Annotated in this window: 13 protein-coding genes and 5 pseudogenes; 7 read left to right on the top strand and 11 right to left on the bottom strand. The window is 68.1% G+C overall.

Going from position 1 to position 15,871, the window contains the following annotated elements:
• Window positions 1–15: 15 nt before the first annotated feature.
• A complete protein-coding gene (locus H0I39_RS11970; protein ID WP_180550635.1) occupies window positions 16–1,458 on the top strand; it encodes a mechanosensitive ion channel family protein in 1,443 nt (480 codons plus the stop codon).
• Between the two features lie 105 nt (window positions 1,459–1,563).
• Here the strand turns inward: H0I39_RS11970 and H0I39_RS22230 are convergent.
• The 6 genes and pseudogenes from H0I39_RS22230 to H0I39_RS11945 form a co-directional block, all read right to left on the bottom strand.
• Window positions 1,564–2,343: pseudogene (locus H0I39_RS22230) on the bottom strand (DUF2145 domain-containing protein); the annotation flags it as partial.
• Between the two features lie 10 nt (window positions 2,344–2,353).
• Window positions 2,354–2,833, bottom strand: coding sequence for a hypothetical protein (locus tag H0I39_RS11965; RefSeq protein WP_373368341.1), 480 nt, complete (start codon window positions 2,831–2,833; stop codon window positions 2,354–2,356).
• Window positions 2,834–2,979: 146 nt separating this feature from the next.
• Entirely contained in the window at window positions 2,980–3,465 is a 486-nt protein-coding gene (locus tag H0I39_RS11960) for a YiaA/YiaB family inner membrane protein (RefSeq protein ID WP_180550634.1), read from the bottom strand.
• 315 nt (window positions 3,466–3,780) lie between these two features.
• A complete protein-coding gene (locus H0I39_RS11955) occupies window positions 3,781–4,083 on the bottom strand; it encodes a DUF2218 domain-containing protein (RefSeq protein ID WP_180550633.1) in 303 nt (100 codons plus the stop codon).
• Window positions 4,080–5,054, bottom strand: a complete 975-nt coding sequence (locus H0I39_RS11950) for an aldo/keto reductase (RefSeq protein WP_180550632.1) — start codon at window positions 5,052–5,054, stop codon at window positions 4,080–4,082. Before H0I39_RS11950 ends, H0I39_RS11955 begins: the two co-directional genes overlap by 4 nt.
• Window positions 5,055–5,122: 68 nt before the next feature.
• A pseudogene (locus H0I39_RS11945) lies at window positions 5,123–5,874 on the bottom strand (DODA-type extradiol aromatic ring-opening family dioxygenase).
• Between the two features lie 286 nt (window positions 5,875–6,160).
• Between H0I39_RS11945 and H0I39_RS11940 the strand changes: the two are divergent.
• The 4 genes and pseudogenes from H0I39_RS11940 to H0I39_RS24630 all read left to right on the top strand — a co-directional run.
• Window positions 6,161–6,538, top strand: a pseudogene (locus H0I39_RS11940) (PAS domain-containing protein); the annotation flags it as partial.
• Between the two features lie 136 nt (window positions 6,539–6,674).
• Entirely contained in the window at window positions 6,675–6,941 is a 267-nt protein-coding gene (locus tag H0I39_RS11935; RefSeq protein WP_257645769.1) for a type II toxin-antitoxin system RelB/DinJ family antitoxin, read from the top strand.
• Window positions 6,925–7,176: a type II toxin-antitoxin system RelE/ParE family toxin gene (locus H0I39_RS23350; protein ID WP_307776816.1), complete on the top strand. Its 252-nt coding sequence runs from the start codon at window positions 6,925–6,927 to the stop codon at window positions 7,174–7,176. The genes H0I39_RS11935 and H0I39_RS23350 overlap by 17 nt, the downstream gene beginning before the upstream one ends.
• Window positions 7,107–7,253 carry a type II toxin-antitoxin system YafQ family toxin gene (locus H0I39_RS24630; protein WP_307776904.1) on the top strand — a complete coding sequence of 49 codons (147 nt, stop codon included), beginning with the start codon at window positions 7,107–7,109 and terminating at the stop codon, window positions 7,251–7,253. The genes H0I39_RS23350 and H0I39_RS24630 overlap by 70 nt, the downstream gene beginning before the upstream one ends.
• A gap of 21 nt (window positions 7,254–7,274) precedes the next feature.
• Here H0I39_RS24630 and H0I39_RS11925 read toward each other — a convergent pair whose 3' ends face one another.
• Both H0I39_RS11925 and H0I39_RS11920 read right to left on the bottom strand, forming a co-directional pair.
• A complete protein-coding gene (locus H0I39_RS11925) occupies window positions 7,275–9,245 on the bottom strand; it encodes an MFS transporter (protein ID WP_180550631.1) in 1,971 nt (656 codons plus the stop codon).
• Window positions 9,242–10,117 carry a hypothetical protein gene (locus H0I39_RS11920; RefSeq protein ID WP_180550630.1) on the bottom strand — a complete coding sequence of 292 codons (876 nt, stop codon included), beginning with the start codon at window positions 10,115–10,117 and terminating at the stop codon, window positions 9,242–9,244. Before H0I39_RS11920 ends, H0I39_RS11925 begins: the two co-directional genes overlap by 4 nt.
• 138 nt (window positions 10,118–10,255) lie before the next feature.
• Here H0I39_RS11920 and H0I39_RS11915 point away from each other — a divergent pair, with 138 nt between their 5' ends.
• Window positions 10,256–10,987: a helix-turn-helix domain-containing protein gene (locus tag H0I39_RS11915; RefSeq protein ID WP_180550629.1), complete on the top strand. Its 732-nt coding sequence runs from the start codon at window positions 10,256–10,258 to the stop codon at window positions 10,985–10,987.
• 255 nt (window positions 10,988–11,242) lie between these two features.
• Window positions 11,243–12,056: pseudogene (locus tag H0I39_RS11910) on the top strand (crotonase/enoyl-CoA hydratase family protein).
• Between the two features lie 307 nt (window positions 12,057–12,363).
• Here the strand turns inward: H0I39_RS11910 and H0I39_RS11905 are convergent.
• The 3 genes and pseudogenes from H0I39_RS11905 to H0I39_RS22220 form a co-directional block, all read right to left on the bottom strand.
• Window positions 12,364–12,966, bottom strand: a complete 603-nt coding sequence (locus H0I39_RS11905; protein WP_180550628.1) for a CBS domain-containing protein — start codon at window positions 12,964–12,966, stop codon at window positions 12,364–12,366.
• A gap of 261 nt (window positions 12,967–13,227) precedes the next feature.
• Window positions 13,228–14,488, bottom strand: a pseudogene (locus H0I39_RS11900) (FIST signal transduction protein).
• 711 nt (window positions 14,489–15,199) lie between these two features.
• Window positions 15,200–15,781 (bottom strand): PhaM family polyhydroxyalkanoate granule multifunctional regulatory protein, encoded by a 582-nt coding sequence (locus tag H0I39_RS22220; protein WP_257645768.1) that lies wholly within the window; start codon window positions 15,779–15,781, stop codon window positions 15,200–15,202.
• Between the last annotated feature and the right edge of the window lie 90 nt (window positions 15,782–15,871).

Raw genomic sequence — 15,871 nt, 5'->3', positions numbered from 1 at the left:
CGGCATGATCGCGCGATGCCTTTTTCAGCCTTCCGTTTTTCGTCTGGCCCAAGCCGCCTGGCCACGCTGTTCGCCCTGCTGCTGGCCGCCTTGATGGGGGCCGCGCCGGCCCGCGCGCAAGAGCCCGCCGCGCTGCTGGGCGCGCTCAAGGCGCGCGCCGCCGCCTCCACCGCGTCCGAGGCGCCGGCCGCCGCCAACCCCAAACTGGTGCAACAGGCCGCGCGCGCAACGCAGCAGGACGACGAGCGCATCCTGGCCGAGGTGACCGCGCGCCTGTCGCGCAACGTCACCTTCCGCGCCATCACGCCGGCGGTGCAGGCCGGCGTGGCCACGCTGCACGGCAGCGTGCCCGACAACGAGGCGCGCCAGCTCGCCACCAAGGTGGTGGCCGCCGTCGACGGCGTGGTGGCGGTCGAGAACCAGCTCACCCTGGCGGCCGACTTCGGCGCCCGCCTGCACGAGACCTGGGAGCTGCTGAAGGACCGCGCCGCCCGCGCCGTGGCCGCCATCCCGCTGCTGATCACCGCCATCGTCGTGGTGATGGTGATGCGCTGGCTGGGCGGCTGGCTGGCCCGGCACCTGCACATCGTGCGGCTCGACAGCCGCAACCCGTTCCTGGGTACCGTCATCCGGCGCGGCGTGCGCGCGGCGTTCCTGATCGTCGGCATCCTGATCGCGCTCGATCTGCTGGGCGCCACTGCGCTGGTCACCGCCGTGCTGGGCTCGGCGGGCGTGGTGGGCATCGTGCTGGGCTTTGCCTTCCGCGACATGGCCGAGAACTACCTCTCGGGCATCCTGCTCAGCCTCAAGCGCCCGTTCGAGCCGGGCGACCATGTGCGCGTCGACAGCCACGAGGGGCGCGTGGTGTCGCTGTCGACCCGCAACACGGTGCTGATGACGATGGACGGCAACGAGCTGCGCCTGCCCAACGCCACGGTGTTCAAGGCGGTGCTGCTCAACTTCACCCACAATCCCAGGCGGCGCTTCAGCTTCACGCTGGGCGTGAGCTATGGCGAGGACCTGCAGCGCGCGCAGGACCTGGGCGTGGCCACGCTGGCCGCCATGCAGGGCGTGCTGGACGACCCGGCGCCCAGCGCCACCGTCGATCTGGTGGGCGATTCATCGGTCACCATCAGCTACTACGCCTGGGTCAACCAGCGCGAGACCGGCTTCTTCAAGGCCCGCAGCGAGGCCATCCGCCTGGTGAAGAAGGCACTGGAAGACGCCGGCATGGACCTGCCCGAGCCCACCTACCGCGTGCAACTGGTGCAGCCCGCCGCGCACGCCGATACCGCACCGGCCCAGACGCCGCCCATCACCAGCGTGGACCCGCGCGCCGTCGCGCGTGACCAGGGCGATGTGTCGCCCGAGACCGAGCTGGACGACCAGATTGCCGAGGAACGCGCGCGCAAGGCCAGCGAGGACATGTTGCAGGCACCGGGCGGCAAGCCGGGTTGAGCTTAAGAGCCAAATCGCCCTCAAGCGCCCGTCCAGCAAGCGCCAGAAGCTATTTTTAACATAGCAAATAAGCCAACCCCCATCACCCGCCCAGCCGCTGCACCCGCCGCCCAGCGGCGCGCGCTGCAGCCAGTCGAGCACCGAATCGGCCGTCACCGTCTCGATGCGGTCGGCAAAGCGCTGCGTCGGCGGGTGGTCGTCGAAAGCCACGTTGCCCGCCGTCATGCGCCCGCCCAGGCGCGTGAGCGCGCCGATGCGCAGCGTGGTGGGGCGATAGTCCTTCAGCCGCAGCCAGGCCTGCGCCTGCTCGCGCCGCAGCGCGTGCGGCTCGGCCGCCAGCGCCAGCGTCTCGATGGCCCACTGGTTGCTCTGCTGGTAGCGCGTGCCCCAGGCGTAGCTGACCATGCTGTAGCGCCGCTGGTGCAGCGTGCCGGCGCGGCGGTTGTCCTGCAGCAGCGGCCACAGCGCGCCCTGCAACTCGGGCGAAGGCGCCACCCAGGCGGCTTCGTAGCGCCACAGGTCGTCCAGGAAGAACTCGCCCAGGCCCTGGCGCGTGATGATGGACTGGTCTGTGCCGCATTCGTTGAGCTTGTGCACCACGCGCCACGGCCCCTCGGGCGTGCGGTAGGCCCAGGCCACGTGCGACCAGTGCTGGCTGTACCGGGTCAGGTCCTGCCCGGCGCGCGCCAGCAGCACCACGCGCGTGCCGTCGCGGGCGTGCGCGGCGTCCAGCGCGGCGGCAGTGCGTTGCGCCAGGTTCAGGCCGCGCTCGATGACCTGCGGCGTGGGCTTGGCGGCCTCGCAGCGGCGACCGGCCTGTGCGGCCGTGGCGCCCAGCAGCAGGGCGCCGGCAGCTATCAATAACGTAGCGAATCGCAGTTTCATGATCGACACCTCAAAGAATCCGCTCGTTGTAGAGCAGCGCCCGGCCGATGGCGTTGGGGATGAAGCACAGCACCTCGCCCGCGGCCGACAGGATGACGCCGCTGGCGATCACCGTGGTGACCACGCTGGCACCCACGCTCAGCGCCACGCCGCCGGCCGCCGCCGCGCCCAGTTCCACGCTGGCCGTGGCCGCGTCGCTGGCGCGCTCCAGCACGATGACGGTGCCGCGCGCCGACACTTCGATGGCCTTCACCGTCAGCACCGCGCCGCTGACGGCCAGTGCCACCGGGATGGCGACCACCGTGCTGGCCGCCGCGCCGGCGACCGACGCGGCGCCGACGACCGAGGCCACCGGCAGCATCGACAGGCCGACCGAGACTTCGCTCTGTGCCTGGGCGGCCTGGGTGGATGCCAGCAGCAGGGCGCTGGCGCACAGCACGGCGGCGGTGGCGCGGCGCAGATGTTGCATCACGTTATCTTGAGACATGATTTGCTCCTGAATGAGTAGCTGCCAGCGCCCAATGGGTGAGCGCTAGAGCGCGAAGGGACATGTGGGAGCGGGCTTGCCCGCTATGGCGGCGCATCGCACTCCGGCCACGCCCCATCGCGGGCAAGCCCGCTCCCACAGGGTGGGTGTCAGGCGGCGGCGTCCTGGGCGGCTTCAGCGCGCGCTGCCCGGCGGCCGCGGTATTCGGCTTCCAGCAGATCGGCTTCCTGCCGGTCACGCAGCATCTTGGCCAGCGTGAAGGCGCAGGTGATCAGGTACAGCCAGCTCACGCCCAGAAAGACCTTGTAGGTCTCGTTGATGTCCATGCGCAGCAGGCCCCAGGCGGTGAGCGCCATGGCGAAGCCGAAGCCGCCCCACACCACCAGCTTGAACATGGGCGTGTCGGCCACGCGGCGCGTGCCGGCGTCGCGCGCCATCTCGCCGTCACGCACGAACTTCGACAGCACGAAGGCGGTGCTCAGGCAGAACAGGTAGCCCATGAACATGAAGGCGCGGTCCAGGTCCTGCCCCGGCAGCCAGGCCAGGCCGATGGCGCACAGCGTGAGGGCGATGCCGAACGACGCCCAGACTTGCAGTTGCCAGGGCTTGGAGTCGCGACGGATGGGGGTTTGCATGTGGGTTCCATGAGTGGGGTTGAACATGGAACCGGAGTGTGGGCGCGGCACGCTGAAAAGCAGCGAGAAATGCGTGCCGGTGGCACTTTCACACCCCAACGGTATCTGATGACGATACTTTTTCGCCGCTGCTGCGCGCATAGGAGGGCGACCGCGCGGCGGCGGCGCAGAGGCGGCTTCGCGGCCCCTCAGTCCGGGCACGGCAGTTGCATACTCCCTATATGCAAGCCATCAGCGCCCGTGCAATAAGCGCGAAATGATAATACTCCCCGTCAAAATGGCAGCATCACCCACGCCGCAGCCTCACCCCATGGCTCACGCCGCCTGGCGCCGCCAGTCCCACACGTAGGTTTCGCCGCGCGCCATGCGCTGCGCGTGCTCGGCCACCACCTGCTCGAAGCGGTCCAGATCGGCGTCGGGCGCGGCGTCGAGCCGGGCGGTCAGCCGCCCTTCGCCGGCCTGCAGGTGCACCGTGCCCATGGGCAGCTCGATGCGGCCGTGCTGCTCGTCGTACTGCACCGGCCACTTGTGGCCCCAGTGCTTGCACAGCCGCAGGATGATGCGCGCAGGCTCGGCGGTGGCGATGGTGGCGGTGGAGGTCAGGGCGGCGCTGCTCATGCCGCCTCCGGCGCGCTGGCGGCGTCGAGCGCTTCCACATCGTCGGCCGACAGCCGCAGTTGCGTGGCGCGCACCAGGCCCTCCACCTGCGCCACGTTCGACGCGCTGGCGATGGGCGCCGTCACGCCCGGCCGCGCCATCAGCCAGGCCAGCGCCACCTCGCCCGGCTGCGCGGCGTGGCGCGCGGCCACGGCGTCCAGCGCGGCCAGAATGCGCAGGCCGCGCGGGTTCAGGTACTTCTGGCCGATGCCGGCGCCGCGCGGGCTTTGCGCCAGATCGGCCGCGCTGCGGTACTTGCCGGTCAAGAAACCGCTGGCCAGGCTGTAGTAGCAGATCACGGCCAGCCCCTCGGCCAGCGCCAGATCGCGCAGCGGGCCGTCGAAGCCGGCGCGGTCGTGCAGGTTGTATTCGGGCTGCAGCACGGCATAGCGCGGCAGGCCCTGCGCGGCGGCCACGTCCAGCGCGGCGCGCACCTGTGCCGCGGTGAAGTTGCTGGCGCCGATGGCGCGCACCTTGCCGGCGCGCACCAGCCGGTCGTAGGCGCCCAGCGTCTCGGCCTGCGGCACACCGTCGTCGAAGCGGTGCGAGAAGTAGACGTCGATGCGGTCGGTGCGCAGGCGCTTCAAAGAGGCCTCCACCGCGCGCTCGATGTGCGCGGCCGACAGGCCCTGGCCGGCCTCGCCCATGTCCAGCCCGACCTTGGTGATGAGCTGGATGCGATCACGCGCGCCGCGCGACTGCATCCACTCGCCGAGGATCGTCTCCGACTCGCCGCCCTGGTTGCCCGGCACCCAGCGCGAATACACGTCGGCCGTGTCGATGCTGGTCAGGCCGGCGTCGAGCAGGCGGTCGAGCATGGCGAGCGAGGCCGCCTTGTCGGACGTCCAGCCGAACACGTTGCCGCCGAAGACGAGCGGCGACAGGGTGATGCCGGTCTGGCCGATCGTGCGGGGGCGGTGGGGTGCATGCAAGATACTCCTGTTTCAATAGCTTTTTGCGCTTATCTGTCGGGCGCTGCAGGCCAGTTTGGCATAAATTTTCAATCGAAGCGGAAGGCCGAGATGTCGACCGCCATCACGCGGTCGGTGAACACCTTGGCGCCCCGCCCCTCGCCCGCCGCGCCGGCCACCACGTGCAGCGGCAGCAGGTGCTCTTCGGCGCGCGGCGGGTGGCTCAGGCGGCCGGCGGGGCCGGCGGCGGTGTCCCACGCGGCCAGGCGCGCGTTGCGTTCGTCGGGCGGCAGCGCGACCGTCTCGCCCAGCCAGCGGTCGAAGGCGGCGGCCACCGGCGTCGAGCGCGCATCGCCGTAGCCGCGCATGTTGTGGTAGCTCATGCCGCTGCCGACGATCAGCACGCCTTCATCGCGCAACGGCGCCAGCGCGCGGCCGAGTTCGACGTGCGCGGCCGCATCCAGCTTTGCAGCAGCGACAGCTGCAGCACCGGCACGTCGGCGTCGGGGAAAGCCACCTTCAGCGGGATGAACACGCCGTGGTCCCAGCCGCGCGCGTCGTCCTGCGCCACGGGCAGGCCGGCGGCCGTCAACAGCTGCCGCACGCGCGCCGCTACGGCGGGCGCGCCGGGCGCCGGGTACGCCAGCTCGTAAGTGTGCGGCGGAAAGCCTCCGTAGTCGTAGATCAGGCCTGGCCGCTCGGTCGCGCCCAGCGTGGCCCGCGGCGCCAGCCAGTGGCCCGATATCAACAGAATCGCCTTCGGCGCCGCCGGCAGGCTGGCCGGAATGCCGCGCAGGAAGGCGGCGGTGCGGTCCCACGCGTCCTTCGGGTTCCAGTCCATGAAGAAACACGGGCCGGCGCCATGGGGGATGAACAGCGCGGGTTGGCGGGCGGCGGCGGGATGGGGGTGGTCGAGCTCATGATGAAGGTCAGTTTGCGCCTGCGCCCGCCCCGCGCAAGCCGGGGATTTTCACGACGGCATTCAAAAACTTGAACTTAGCAGGCCCCTGCGCCGTACCGCGCCGGCCAGGCGCGATAACCTTGCCCGCCGTAGGGCGCGCCTTGCACGCCGTGCAGGGGCGGCGCATCATCCCGGGCGATGGCCCCCGGCGGCTGAGGAGAACCCCATGCACACCAGCGCCCCCGATGCCGCACCCTACCGGCACATCCTGGCCCACACGCCCGACGCGCTGATCTTTGCCGACCCGCAAGGTGTCATCCGCGTGTGGAACCCCGGCGCCGAGGCCGTGTTCGGCTTCAGCGCCGCCGAGGCGCTGGGCCAGAGCCTGGACCTCATCATCCCCGAGCGCCTGCGCCCCGCGCACTGGAAGGGCTTTCACCGCGCCATAGCGCGCGGCACCACCAGCCACGGCGCAGAAGTGCGCACCACGCGCGGCGTGCACAAGGACGGCCGCAAGCTGTATGTGGACATGAGCTTTGGCGTGGTGAAGGACGACGCCGACGCCGTGCTGGGCTCGGTGGCGATGGCGCGGGATGTGACCGAGCGGCATCTGGCCGCCGTGGCTGCACAGCCCCCAAGACCGGCAGTTGAGAAGCAGCCAGTCGTCCTCGGCCAGCCTTGGAACTTCGATGGTCTTTGTCTCTCAAATGAGATACGATTCACCCAAGGAGTCAGCCCTCATGTCCGCCACCACCTCGATGCTGCACGTCCGCGTGGACGACACCCTCAAGACCCAGGCCACCGAGGCCTTGGGCGCCATGGGCCTCACGGTATCCGACGCCGTGCGCCTGCTGCTGCACCGCGTGGTAGCCGAGCAGGCGCTGCCGCTCGAACTGAAGGTGCCCAATGCCGACACCGTGGCCGCCATGCAGGAGGCGCGCGCCCTGCGGCGCGCCCGCTTCGCCTCCGCCGACGCCCTGCTGGCCGATCTTGACCAAGACGACTGACGCCAAGGCGCGCAAGCGCGCCAAGCCGCCACGCGCCAGCGACTACACCCGTGCCTTCCGGAAGGACTGGCAGCGCCTGACGCATTCCGGCCGCTACGACATGCGGCGGCTGAAGGAGGCCATGCTGCCGCTCATCGCCGCCGACGCGCCGCTGGGCCCGAATGGCTGGACCACGCGCTCAAGGGCGAGTGGTCGGACCACCGCGAATGCCACATCGGTGGCGACTTCCTGCTGATCTATCGCCTGAGCGAAGCAGACAGCCACATCGTCTTCGTGCGCGCCGGCACGCACGCGGAGCTGTTTCAGTGCTGATGCGCGCCACGGCAGGCACCGCTACGCCGCCAGCAAATCCGCCACCCGCGCCTGCAACCCCTGCGGCGTCACCTGCGCCGCCGGTACCGCTTCGCCCACATTCAACCCCACGCGGTTAAAAATGCCGCGCCGGAACGGGCGCGCCATGGCGCCGCCGTTTTCGATGCGGCTGAAGTACGAGCCCCACAGGTTGGTCAGCGCCATCGGCACCACGGGCACCTTTACGCCATCGGCCTCGGCGCGCTCCAGGATCTTCATCACGCCGCCCTTGAAGGGCTGCAGTGCGCCGTCGCGGGTGATGCCGCCTTCGGGGAAGATGCCCAGCAGGTCGCCCTCGCGCAGCACCTGCGCGGCGGTGTCGAAGGCGCGCTGGTAGGTGGCCGGGTCGTCCTTCTGCGGCGCGATGGGGATGCACTTGGCCAGGCGGAAAATCCAGCCCAGCACCGGCACCTTGAAGATGCGGTGGTCCATGATGAAGCGGACGGGGCGCGGGCTGGCGGCCATCAGCAGCACGGCGTCGACAAAGCTCACGTGGTTGGCCACCAGCACGGCGGGCCCGTCGGCGGGGATGTGCTCGTCGCCCGTTACCCGGTAGCGGTACACCAGTCGCGAAGCCACCCAGGCCACGAAGCGCAGCAGGTATTCAGGCACCAGCATGAAGATGTAGAACGCCACCACGGCGTTGGCCAGGCCGACGACGAGGAAGATCTGCGGAATGCTGAAGCCGGCCTTCAGCAACAGCCCGGCGATGACGCTGCTGGCGATCATGAACAGCGCGTTCAGGATGTTGTTGGCGGCGATGATGCGCGCGCGGTGCGTGGGCGCGCTGCGCAGCTGGATCAGCGCGTACATCGGCACGCTGTACAGGCCCGCGAACAGGCTGAGCAGCAGCAGGTCGGCCATCACGCGCCAGTGCGCGGGCTGGGCCAAGAAGCTGCCCAGCGTGTGCTCCATGCCCGAGGCCAAGCCGCGTGACGCAAAGTACAAATCGACCGCGAACACCGTCATGCCGATGGCGCCCAGCGGCACCAGGCCGATCTCGACATGCCGGTGCGACAGCCGCTCGCACAGCAGCGAGCCGACGCCGATGCCGATGGAGAACACCACCAGCAGCAGCGAGGCCACGTGCTCGTTGCCGTGCAGCAGTTCCTTGGCGAAGGCCGGGAAGTTGGCCAGGAACACCGCGCCGAAAAACCACATCCAGGAGATGCCCAGCATGGAGCGGAACACCACGATGTTGCCGTGCGCCAGCTTCAGGTTGCGCCAGGTTTCGCTGACCGGGTTCCAGTTGATGCGCAGGCCCGGGTCGGTGGCCGGCGCGTGGGGAATGAACTGCGCCGTCATGCGCCCCAGCACCGCCAGCACCACGCAGGCCACGGCCACCGTGGCGTGGCCGATGCCGGGCAGCGCCACCAGCAGCCCACCCACCACGTTGCCCATCAGGATGGCGACGAAGGTGCCCATCTCCACCATGCCGTTGCCTCCGGTCAGTTCGCGCTCGTTCAGCGCCTGCGGCAGGTAGGCGAACTTCACCGGCCCGAACACCGTCGACTGAAAGCCCAGCAGGAAGATGCAGCCCAGCATCACCGGCACGTTCTGCGCCATCAGCCCCCAGGCGGCCAGCAGCGCAATGGCGATCTCGAAATCCTTCAGGCGGCGGATCAGCCACGACTTCTCCAGCTTGTCCGTCAGCTGCCCGCTGGTGGCCGAGAACAGCAGAAACGGCAGGATGAACAGCGCCCCGATCACCAGCCCCGCCATGGCCGGCGGCAGCCAGCCCACGCTGAGCTGGTAGGTCACCATCACGGTGACGGCGAACTTGAACAGGTTGTCGTTGGCTGCGCCCGAGAACTGCGTCCAGAAGAAGGGCGCGAAGCGGCGCTGGCGCAGCAGGGCGAACTGGTTGGGCGCCTCGGGCGCAGGGGCGACCGGTGTGGAAGGCGCGGGCACGGCCGCATCGGGCGCCAGGGCGCCGGTGGTGGTCTGGCTCATGGGAAGAACTTCCTCGAAAGAATGCTTTGGTTCTTGTTGTCAGCGGATTGTGCGGGCTGGCGCGCCGGCTGGCGCCCCTGCGCGAGAGATTGCAGCGCCCGCACCACAGGCCAGCCCGCCAGCGCCGCCACCAGGTGCTTGGCGCTGTGGCCGCTGATGAGCTGCTGCGTCAGCGCAAAGACCGGCGCGTCAGCCAGCTCCAGCGCCTTGGCCACGGCATAGAACGCGATCACGCCGATGATCGAAAAGCCCAGCGCGCGCGACTGTGGCCGGCGCATGGCCAGCGCCGCCAGCAGCACCAGGCCGCCGCCTTGCAGCACGGCCCAGGGCGTCATGTTGCCGCCCAGCCAGGCAACCAGTGCCGTGGCCGGTGCCGCCACGGCCACCAGCGCGGCCAGCGCCACGCCGGCGCGCGTGCCGATGCGGTCGGCCGCCGCCAGCCCCAGCAGCCCGGCAAAGGCCAGGCTCATGCCCACGCGGTCGATGCACAGGCCGGCGTCGTGCGGGTCGAGGTGATAGCCGGACGAACAGAATGCGGTGGCCATCAGGCCGACGAAGAACAGGACCGCCAGCCCGCGCTGCGCCTTGTCGATGCACCCCACGGGCACGCGGCGCAGCCACCACAACCCCCATGCGCCCATGGCCGCGAAGGGCAAGTTGCTCAGCACGTCCAGCGCGTGCGGCAGGCTCAGCAGCGTGCGCTGGTCGGCAAAGTGGTGGTAGCCGGCGGGCAGCCCGGTGGCCGGCAGCAGCGCGGCCAGCACCGCGAGGGCGGCCACGGCCAGCAGCAAGGCGAGCTCGGCTGGGCGTGACGCGCCGGTGGTATCGACCTGATGGCCCAGCCAGCGGTGGGAGGCGGTGTGCAGACGCATGGTGAACAGGCCCCGTGGGGCGTGGAGTGGATCGGTACGCCACTGTCTGCGGGTTCGGCGATCTCAGCCCCGAATATTGCGCCTCAATACAGCACATTCGACCATTGGTATCGCATTTCGATGCTCTAATGCCTCCACATGAGCACCACCGCCGACCTCGTCACCGTCCTGAAGAAAGAGCTGAAAGCCGCCCAGATGACCTACGCCGATCTGGCGCGGGAGCTGAGCATGGCCGAAAGCAGCGTCAAGCGCATGCTGGCCAAGGGCGACATGCCGCTGTCGCGCATCGATGCGATTTGCCGCGCGCTGAAGCTCGACTTTGCCGAAGTCGCCCAGCGCGTGGCCGACGCGCAGCCGCTGCTGAAAGAGCTGACGGCCGAGCAGGAGCGCGCCGTGGTGGCCGACGAAAAGCTGCTGCTGGTGGCCACCAACGTGTTGAGCCAGTGGACGCTGGAGCAGATGACCGCCGCCTACCGCCTGAGCGAGGCCGAGGTCATCAAGTACCTGGCGCAGCTGGACCGCATCGGCGTGATCGAGCTGAAACCGCTCAACCGCTACCGCCTGAAGGTCGCCAAGACCTTCCGGTGGCGCCCGCACGGCCCGGTGATGCAGTACGTGCGCGAACACGTGGTGCTGGACTACTTCAGCGGCGGCTTCGACGGGCCGGCCGAAGGCCTGCTGCTGGTGCACGGCAGCGTCAGCCGTGCGCTCGCGCCCTCGTTTCTGGAGCGCCTGCAACGCGTGGCGCAGGACTTTGCGCAGCAGCACCAGATGGACCAGAAGCTGAAAGATGCCGACCGCGAGGGCTACACGCTGCTGCTGGGCATGCGCAGCTGGGAATTCGAAGCGTTCACGCGGCTGCGGCGCTGACGCTTCTGTTTTTATAGCTGTTCGCGCTTATCTGGTAAGCGCTAGAGGCCAATTTTGCTTGAAACCTTGTAGGAGCGGGGTTGCCCGCGATAGGGCGCATCCGGCCATGCTGTCGCCCTATCGCGGGCAAGCCCGCTCCTACAAAATTCATAGCTGCTCGCGCTTTCTGGACGAGCGCTAAAAGCCAATCTGGCTTAAAACCCACCCCGCACCTGCGTGACACCTGCCGCGCGGCGCCCGCCCTAGCATGGGCGCATGAACACGCCCCACCCCACCCCCGACACCGAAGGCCGCATCGACTGCGAAGTGCGCGGCCATGTGCTGCTGATCTGCATCAACCGCCCTGCCAAGCGCAATGGCTTCACCGCCAGGATGTTCCGCGAACTGGCCGAGGCCTACACCCGGCTCGACGACGACCCGCGCTGCGCGTGGGCGTGCTGCACGCGGCGGGTGACCACTTCACCGCCGGGCTCGATCTGCCCTCGGTCGCGCCGCTGATGCAACGCGGCGAACGCGCCGTGCCCGACGGCCTGGTCGACCCCAACGATCTCGGAATGCCGCGCTACCGCCGCCGCAGCAAGCCGATGGTGGCGGCGGTGAAAGGCATCACCTTCACCGTCGGCATCGAGCTGATGCTGGCCGCCGACATCGTGGTGGCCGCCACCGACTGCCGCTTTTCGCAACTGGAAGTCAAGCGCGGCATCATGGCCACCGGCGGCGCCACCCTGCGCATGGCCGAGCGCTCGGGCCTGGGCAACGCCATGCTGCACCTGCTGACCGGCGACGAATTTGGCGCTGCCGAGGCGCTGCGCCTGAACTACGTGCAAAAAGTGGTGGAGCCGGTGCAGGTGCTGCGCGAGGCGCTACAAATAGCCGAGCAAATCGCCGCCCAGGCGCCGCTGGCCGTCGTCGCCACGCGGCTGAACGTGCTGAAGGCGCTGGAAGAAGGCCCGATGGCGGCGATGCGGGAATTCGAGGCAACGCAAAAGCGGCTGGCGAATTCGGACGATGCGGCGGAGGGGTGCGGTCGTTTGTGGAGAAGCGGGCGGGGAAGTTCACTGGGCGATAAGCTGGACCGACGGGCTCCGGCAAAGCGAAACCCTGAAAGCTGTGTCGTCACCGTCGGATGATGGCTTCGCCCTTTAACCCGCCGAGCTCCTACCGACAGATATCCCTCAAACGTTTGAGAAACTGAGCAAATTCGGAGAGAAAACGCTTGTCATCAGAACTCAATCCTTCGGGGTCGAAATGCATGACGTCATTCCTGATTTCTCTTACACGATCCAGTTTTCTTATGAACTCGACGCGATCAATCTGGACATTCAATTTTTTCCAATTTTCCTCGAATCCCAGGAGCCTCACGTACTCACCAAAAGTCAAATCACTTGGAGTATTGATTTTCTTGTGGAATCATTTTCATCTCGAACAGCCTGCAAATCCTTGTTGGTGAATTTTCCATGAATTAGATGTCGAACACCATTTTCAATCTCTCCGACCAACAAAAATGGCTCCGCCATAGCCTTAAATTGAGCACTCAGATCGGAGGCAGTAAGGACGCCGCCAATTGTCTTATCGAATCTCTGAATAAGAACATAATCGTAATTAGAAATCACCTGCACAGCATCTAGCAACGAAACATCATCAGACACGATCTGCGCATTTTCCATGAAATCTTTGCACTGGACGCACGGCTTTCCCAATGCCAACTTTGATCCTATAGTTTTCCAGCTGACAACCCCTTTTACTTCGCGCTGACTAGTCATCACCGGCAATTGGGAAAAATCGTTGGTAAGCATTAATGTAATAGCCCGATCGAGATTATCAGTAGGCTTAACAAAAACAACCTCTTTGTTAGCCGCATCGAGCCTTCCAAGTCGAAAAGTTGGATCCAGCACTACCTCATCAGGGCTGCTATTAGATCTCCTCTTAAATGTGACAGCGCCATCGATCCAAGTGGATTCGAAGTTGGGCTCGGTCAATAAATCATATTCGCTCAGCGCCTTATTAATTGTCGTAACCACACGATACCCCTGCGCTCTGAATTAAACCAAGAAAGCAGGGTTCGCACAGTCTCTGTCGGGCCTGCGACACCTTTTTTAATTGCTCCGAAATTATCGCAAGACGGTCAGAAGGGTTATTGGGAGTTGCCTGATTAGTCATAGAAAAACATTCGAATCTAAAATAATTTGACTTTCAAAGATAGAAGCATCGTGCATCTTCTATCGTATCGACGGTTGGCTTCATTGCGCACCCACAAACACCGTCAACACCCCCGTATACCCATACAACTGATGCCGCGCGATCTCGCCGCCGGCGAAGAAGCCGACCAGGGGCACGTCGCCCAGCGCGTGGCGCACGGTTTGCAGCTCGGCGTTGGGGCCGCCGAAGTGCGCGCCGCCGCGGCCGGCGCAGCTGATGTAGATCGCGCCACGGATGCGGCGCGCGGGGTGGGGGCTGATGCTTCGTGCGGCGCGGCCAGCGCGGCGGCCGTGGTTTGGGTGACTTCCTCGGGCTCCAGCTCTTCGCGGATTTCGGCGCAGATGCGCATCAGGTCGGCCCGCGCGGCTTGGCGGTCGCGCTGGCAGAAGGCGGCGCGCTGGCCGACCCGCGGGTGCTCGGCAATGGCCACGCCGCGCCGGCCGGGGTCGACGCCGATGATGTGGCGCACGAGCACGTCGGCGCCGAAGTTGCCAGTGCGCCTCACGCCCTGGTCGCCGGGGCTGGAGAGGCCCACCAGCGTGCGGCGCACCACGTCGAGCGCGGCGCGCGGCTCTTGCAGGCTGACCTGCAGGTCGTCGAGCATCAAATCGAGCGCCGGCTCGCCATCGAGCGTGAGCAGCACGTTGCCGTCGGCGGCGGTGACGGCGCGCTCGGGCGCGATGGGCTGCGCGCCCTGGGTGACGCGCGACACCAGCGCCACGCCCTCGCCGAAGGCCACGCCCGACAGCCCGCCGCTGAACACGCCGCCCGCCGCGCCCTGCCCCGGCGCGTTGCCCCGGCCGCTGGCGGCGAACTGCACCACGTCGCCGCGGCTGGCGGCCAGACCGCCGAACAGGTAGCCGGTGGTGGTGCGCTGGGCCATCTCGGCGATCAGCTCGGCCACGTCGGGCGTCTGCGCGTCGGCGTGGATGAGGGCGGTGTGGGGGTGAAGCCGGTGCCGCTGCTGAGTGGCGCGACGCCGGAGAACACGCGGTACTGGTCCACCGGCAGCTCGCACAGCATCACGCTGAGGGCGGGTTCGTCGATGTATTCGGCGTTGTTGGCGCACACGCCGATGCCGACGGTGCCAGCCCAGTCGGCCACCTGGGGCAGCTCGGCCTGCAGGTGGTCGAGGATGGCGCGTGCTTCGGCTGCGTAGTGGTCGGTGATGTAGAGCAGGCCGAGCGTGGGCGCGCTGGCGTGGTCCGGCAGCGCCATCTGCGCGCGCAGTTGCGCCAGCACCAGCCCGCAGGCCATGGGCCATTGCGGGTGGGTGGCGTGGCCGGTGGGGAAGAGGGTCATGACAGGTCGATCGTCAACGGTTGCCGCGCGGCGTTGGGGGAGCGGGCTGGCCCGCGATGGGGCGGTGGTGCGAAAGGAGGCGCTGCATCGCGGCCAAGGCCGTTGCCATCGGGCGTGTGGGTGATGGGGGTTTCCGTGGGGCGAGTCACGCTGTCGGCCCTCACCCTGCCCTCTCCCAGAGGGAGAGGGGTTTTCTTTGCGATGGTCGGCGCCGTCATGATTGGCGAGCCATCGACCCAAGCGTGATACGGCGCACACAGCACGGCGCTGTGGGAGCGGGCTTGCCCGCGATGGGGCGGCCGTGCGGGTGGGTGCGCTGCATCGCGGGCAAGCCCGCTCCCACAATTCTGAGAGGTGATCGCGGCGGGGCAAGGCAGCGCGCGGTCAGCGCCCGAACTTGAAGGGCGGGGGCAGCGGCCAGCCGGCGGCGGCGGGCTTGGCGGGCGCGGGCTTGGCGGCGGGCTTCTTGCGTGCCGCGGTTTTCTTGGCGGCAGCTTTCTTGGCCGGGGCCTTGCGTGCGGCGGGGGCGCTGGCCTTCTTGGCGGCCTTCTTCGCCGGGCGCTTGGCGGCGGCTTTCTTTGAGTGCCTTTTCGGGCTGTAGCGCCCGCCCCTTCTGCGCTGTCAGCCATTGAATTTGAAGCGCTCTGCGCCGTGGTGGCGGGGGCGTGGCGTCGCGCATGGCATTGGCGGCGATCTGCTGGAACTGCTGCGTCAGCGCGCCCCACCACTGCATGGGGTCGGCCAGGCCGGCGGTGGCTGGCGCGGGCGCGGCGGCGGGCGGCGGGCGCTTGCGGGTGGGCGCGGTCTTGGGGGCGGGGGCCGGGGTTCGGGCTCGGGCGTGGCCTCGGACTCCGGTTCGGGCTCGGCCATCGGCGCGGGGGCCGCGGCGGCCTGCGGCGCGGGCGCAGCGGTGAAGGGCCAGTGTTCGGCCGTGGCGGCGGCAGCGGCAGCCTGCGGTGCGGCGGCGCGCGTGCCCTGCGTGGGCAGGGTGAAGGCCTTGGCGACCTCGGCCATGCTGAGGTTCATGCCGGCCAGCGTGGCCAGGGTCATCTTCTGCACTTCGAGCGCCTGGATGGTGGCCTTGAGCGCGGTGCCGTTCTGCTCCAGCCAGAACAGCACGGCCTTCAGCTCCTGGATGCGCTTGTCGAGTTCGTCGGTGCTGACGGTGGGTGCCACCCAGTTGTGCAGCCCGCCCACCGGGCCGGCCGCGCCCTTGCCGCTGGCGGCCAGGTTCTGCAGAAAGTCGAAGCCGGGGATGAACTTGCCGAAGTCGAACGCGGAAGAGTCGCTCATGAGAAGGCTCCTGGGTTGGCCGGACGTGGCGCCAGCTTACCGCAAGCAGGCGACGCGCGATGCCTGGGCGGCGCAGCCCATGCGCACGGG

The organism is Ottowia beijingensis (assembly GCF_013423955.1).
Classification (GTDB): Bacteria; Pseudomonadota; Gammaproteobacteria; order Burkholderiales; family Burkholderiaceae_C; genus Ottowia; species Ottowia beijingensis.
This window is presented reverse-complemented; position numbering and strand designations above follow the sequence as displayed.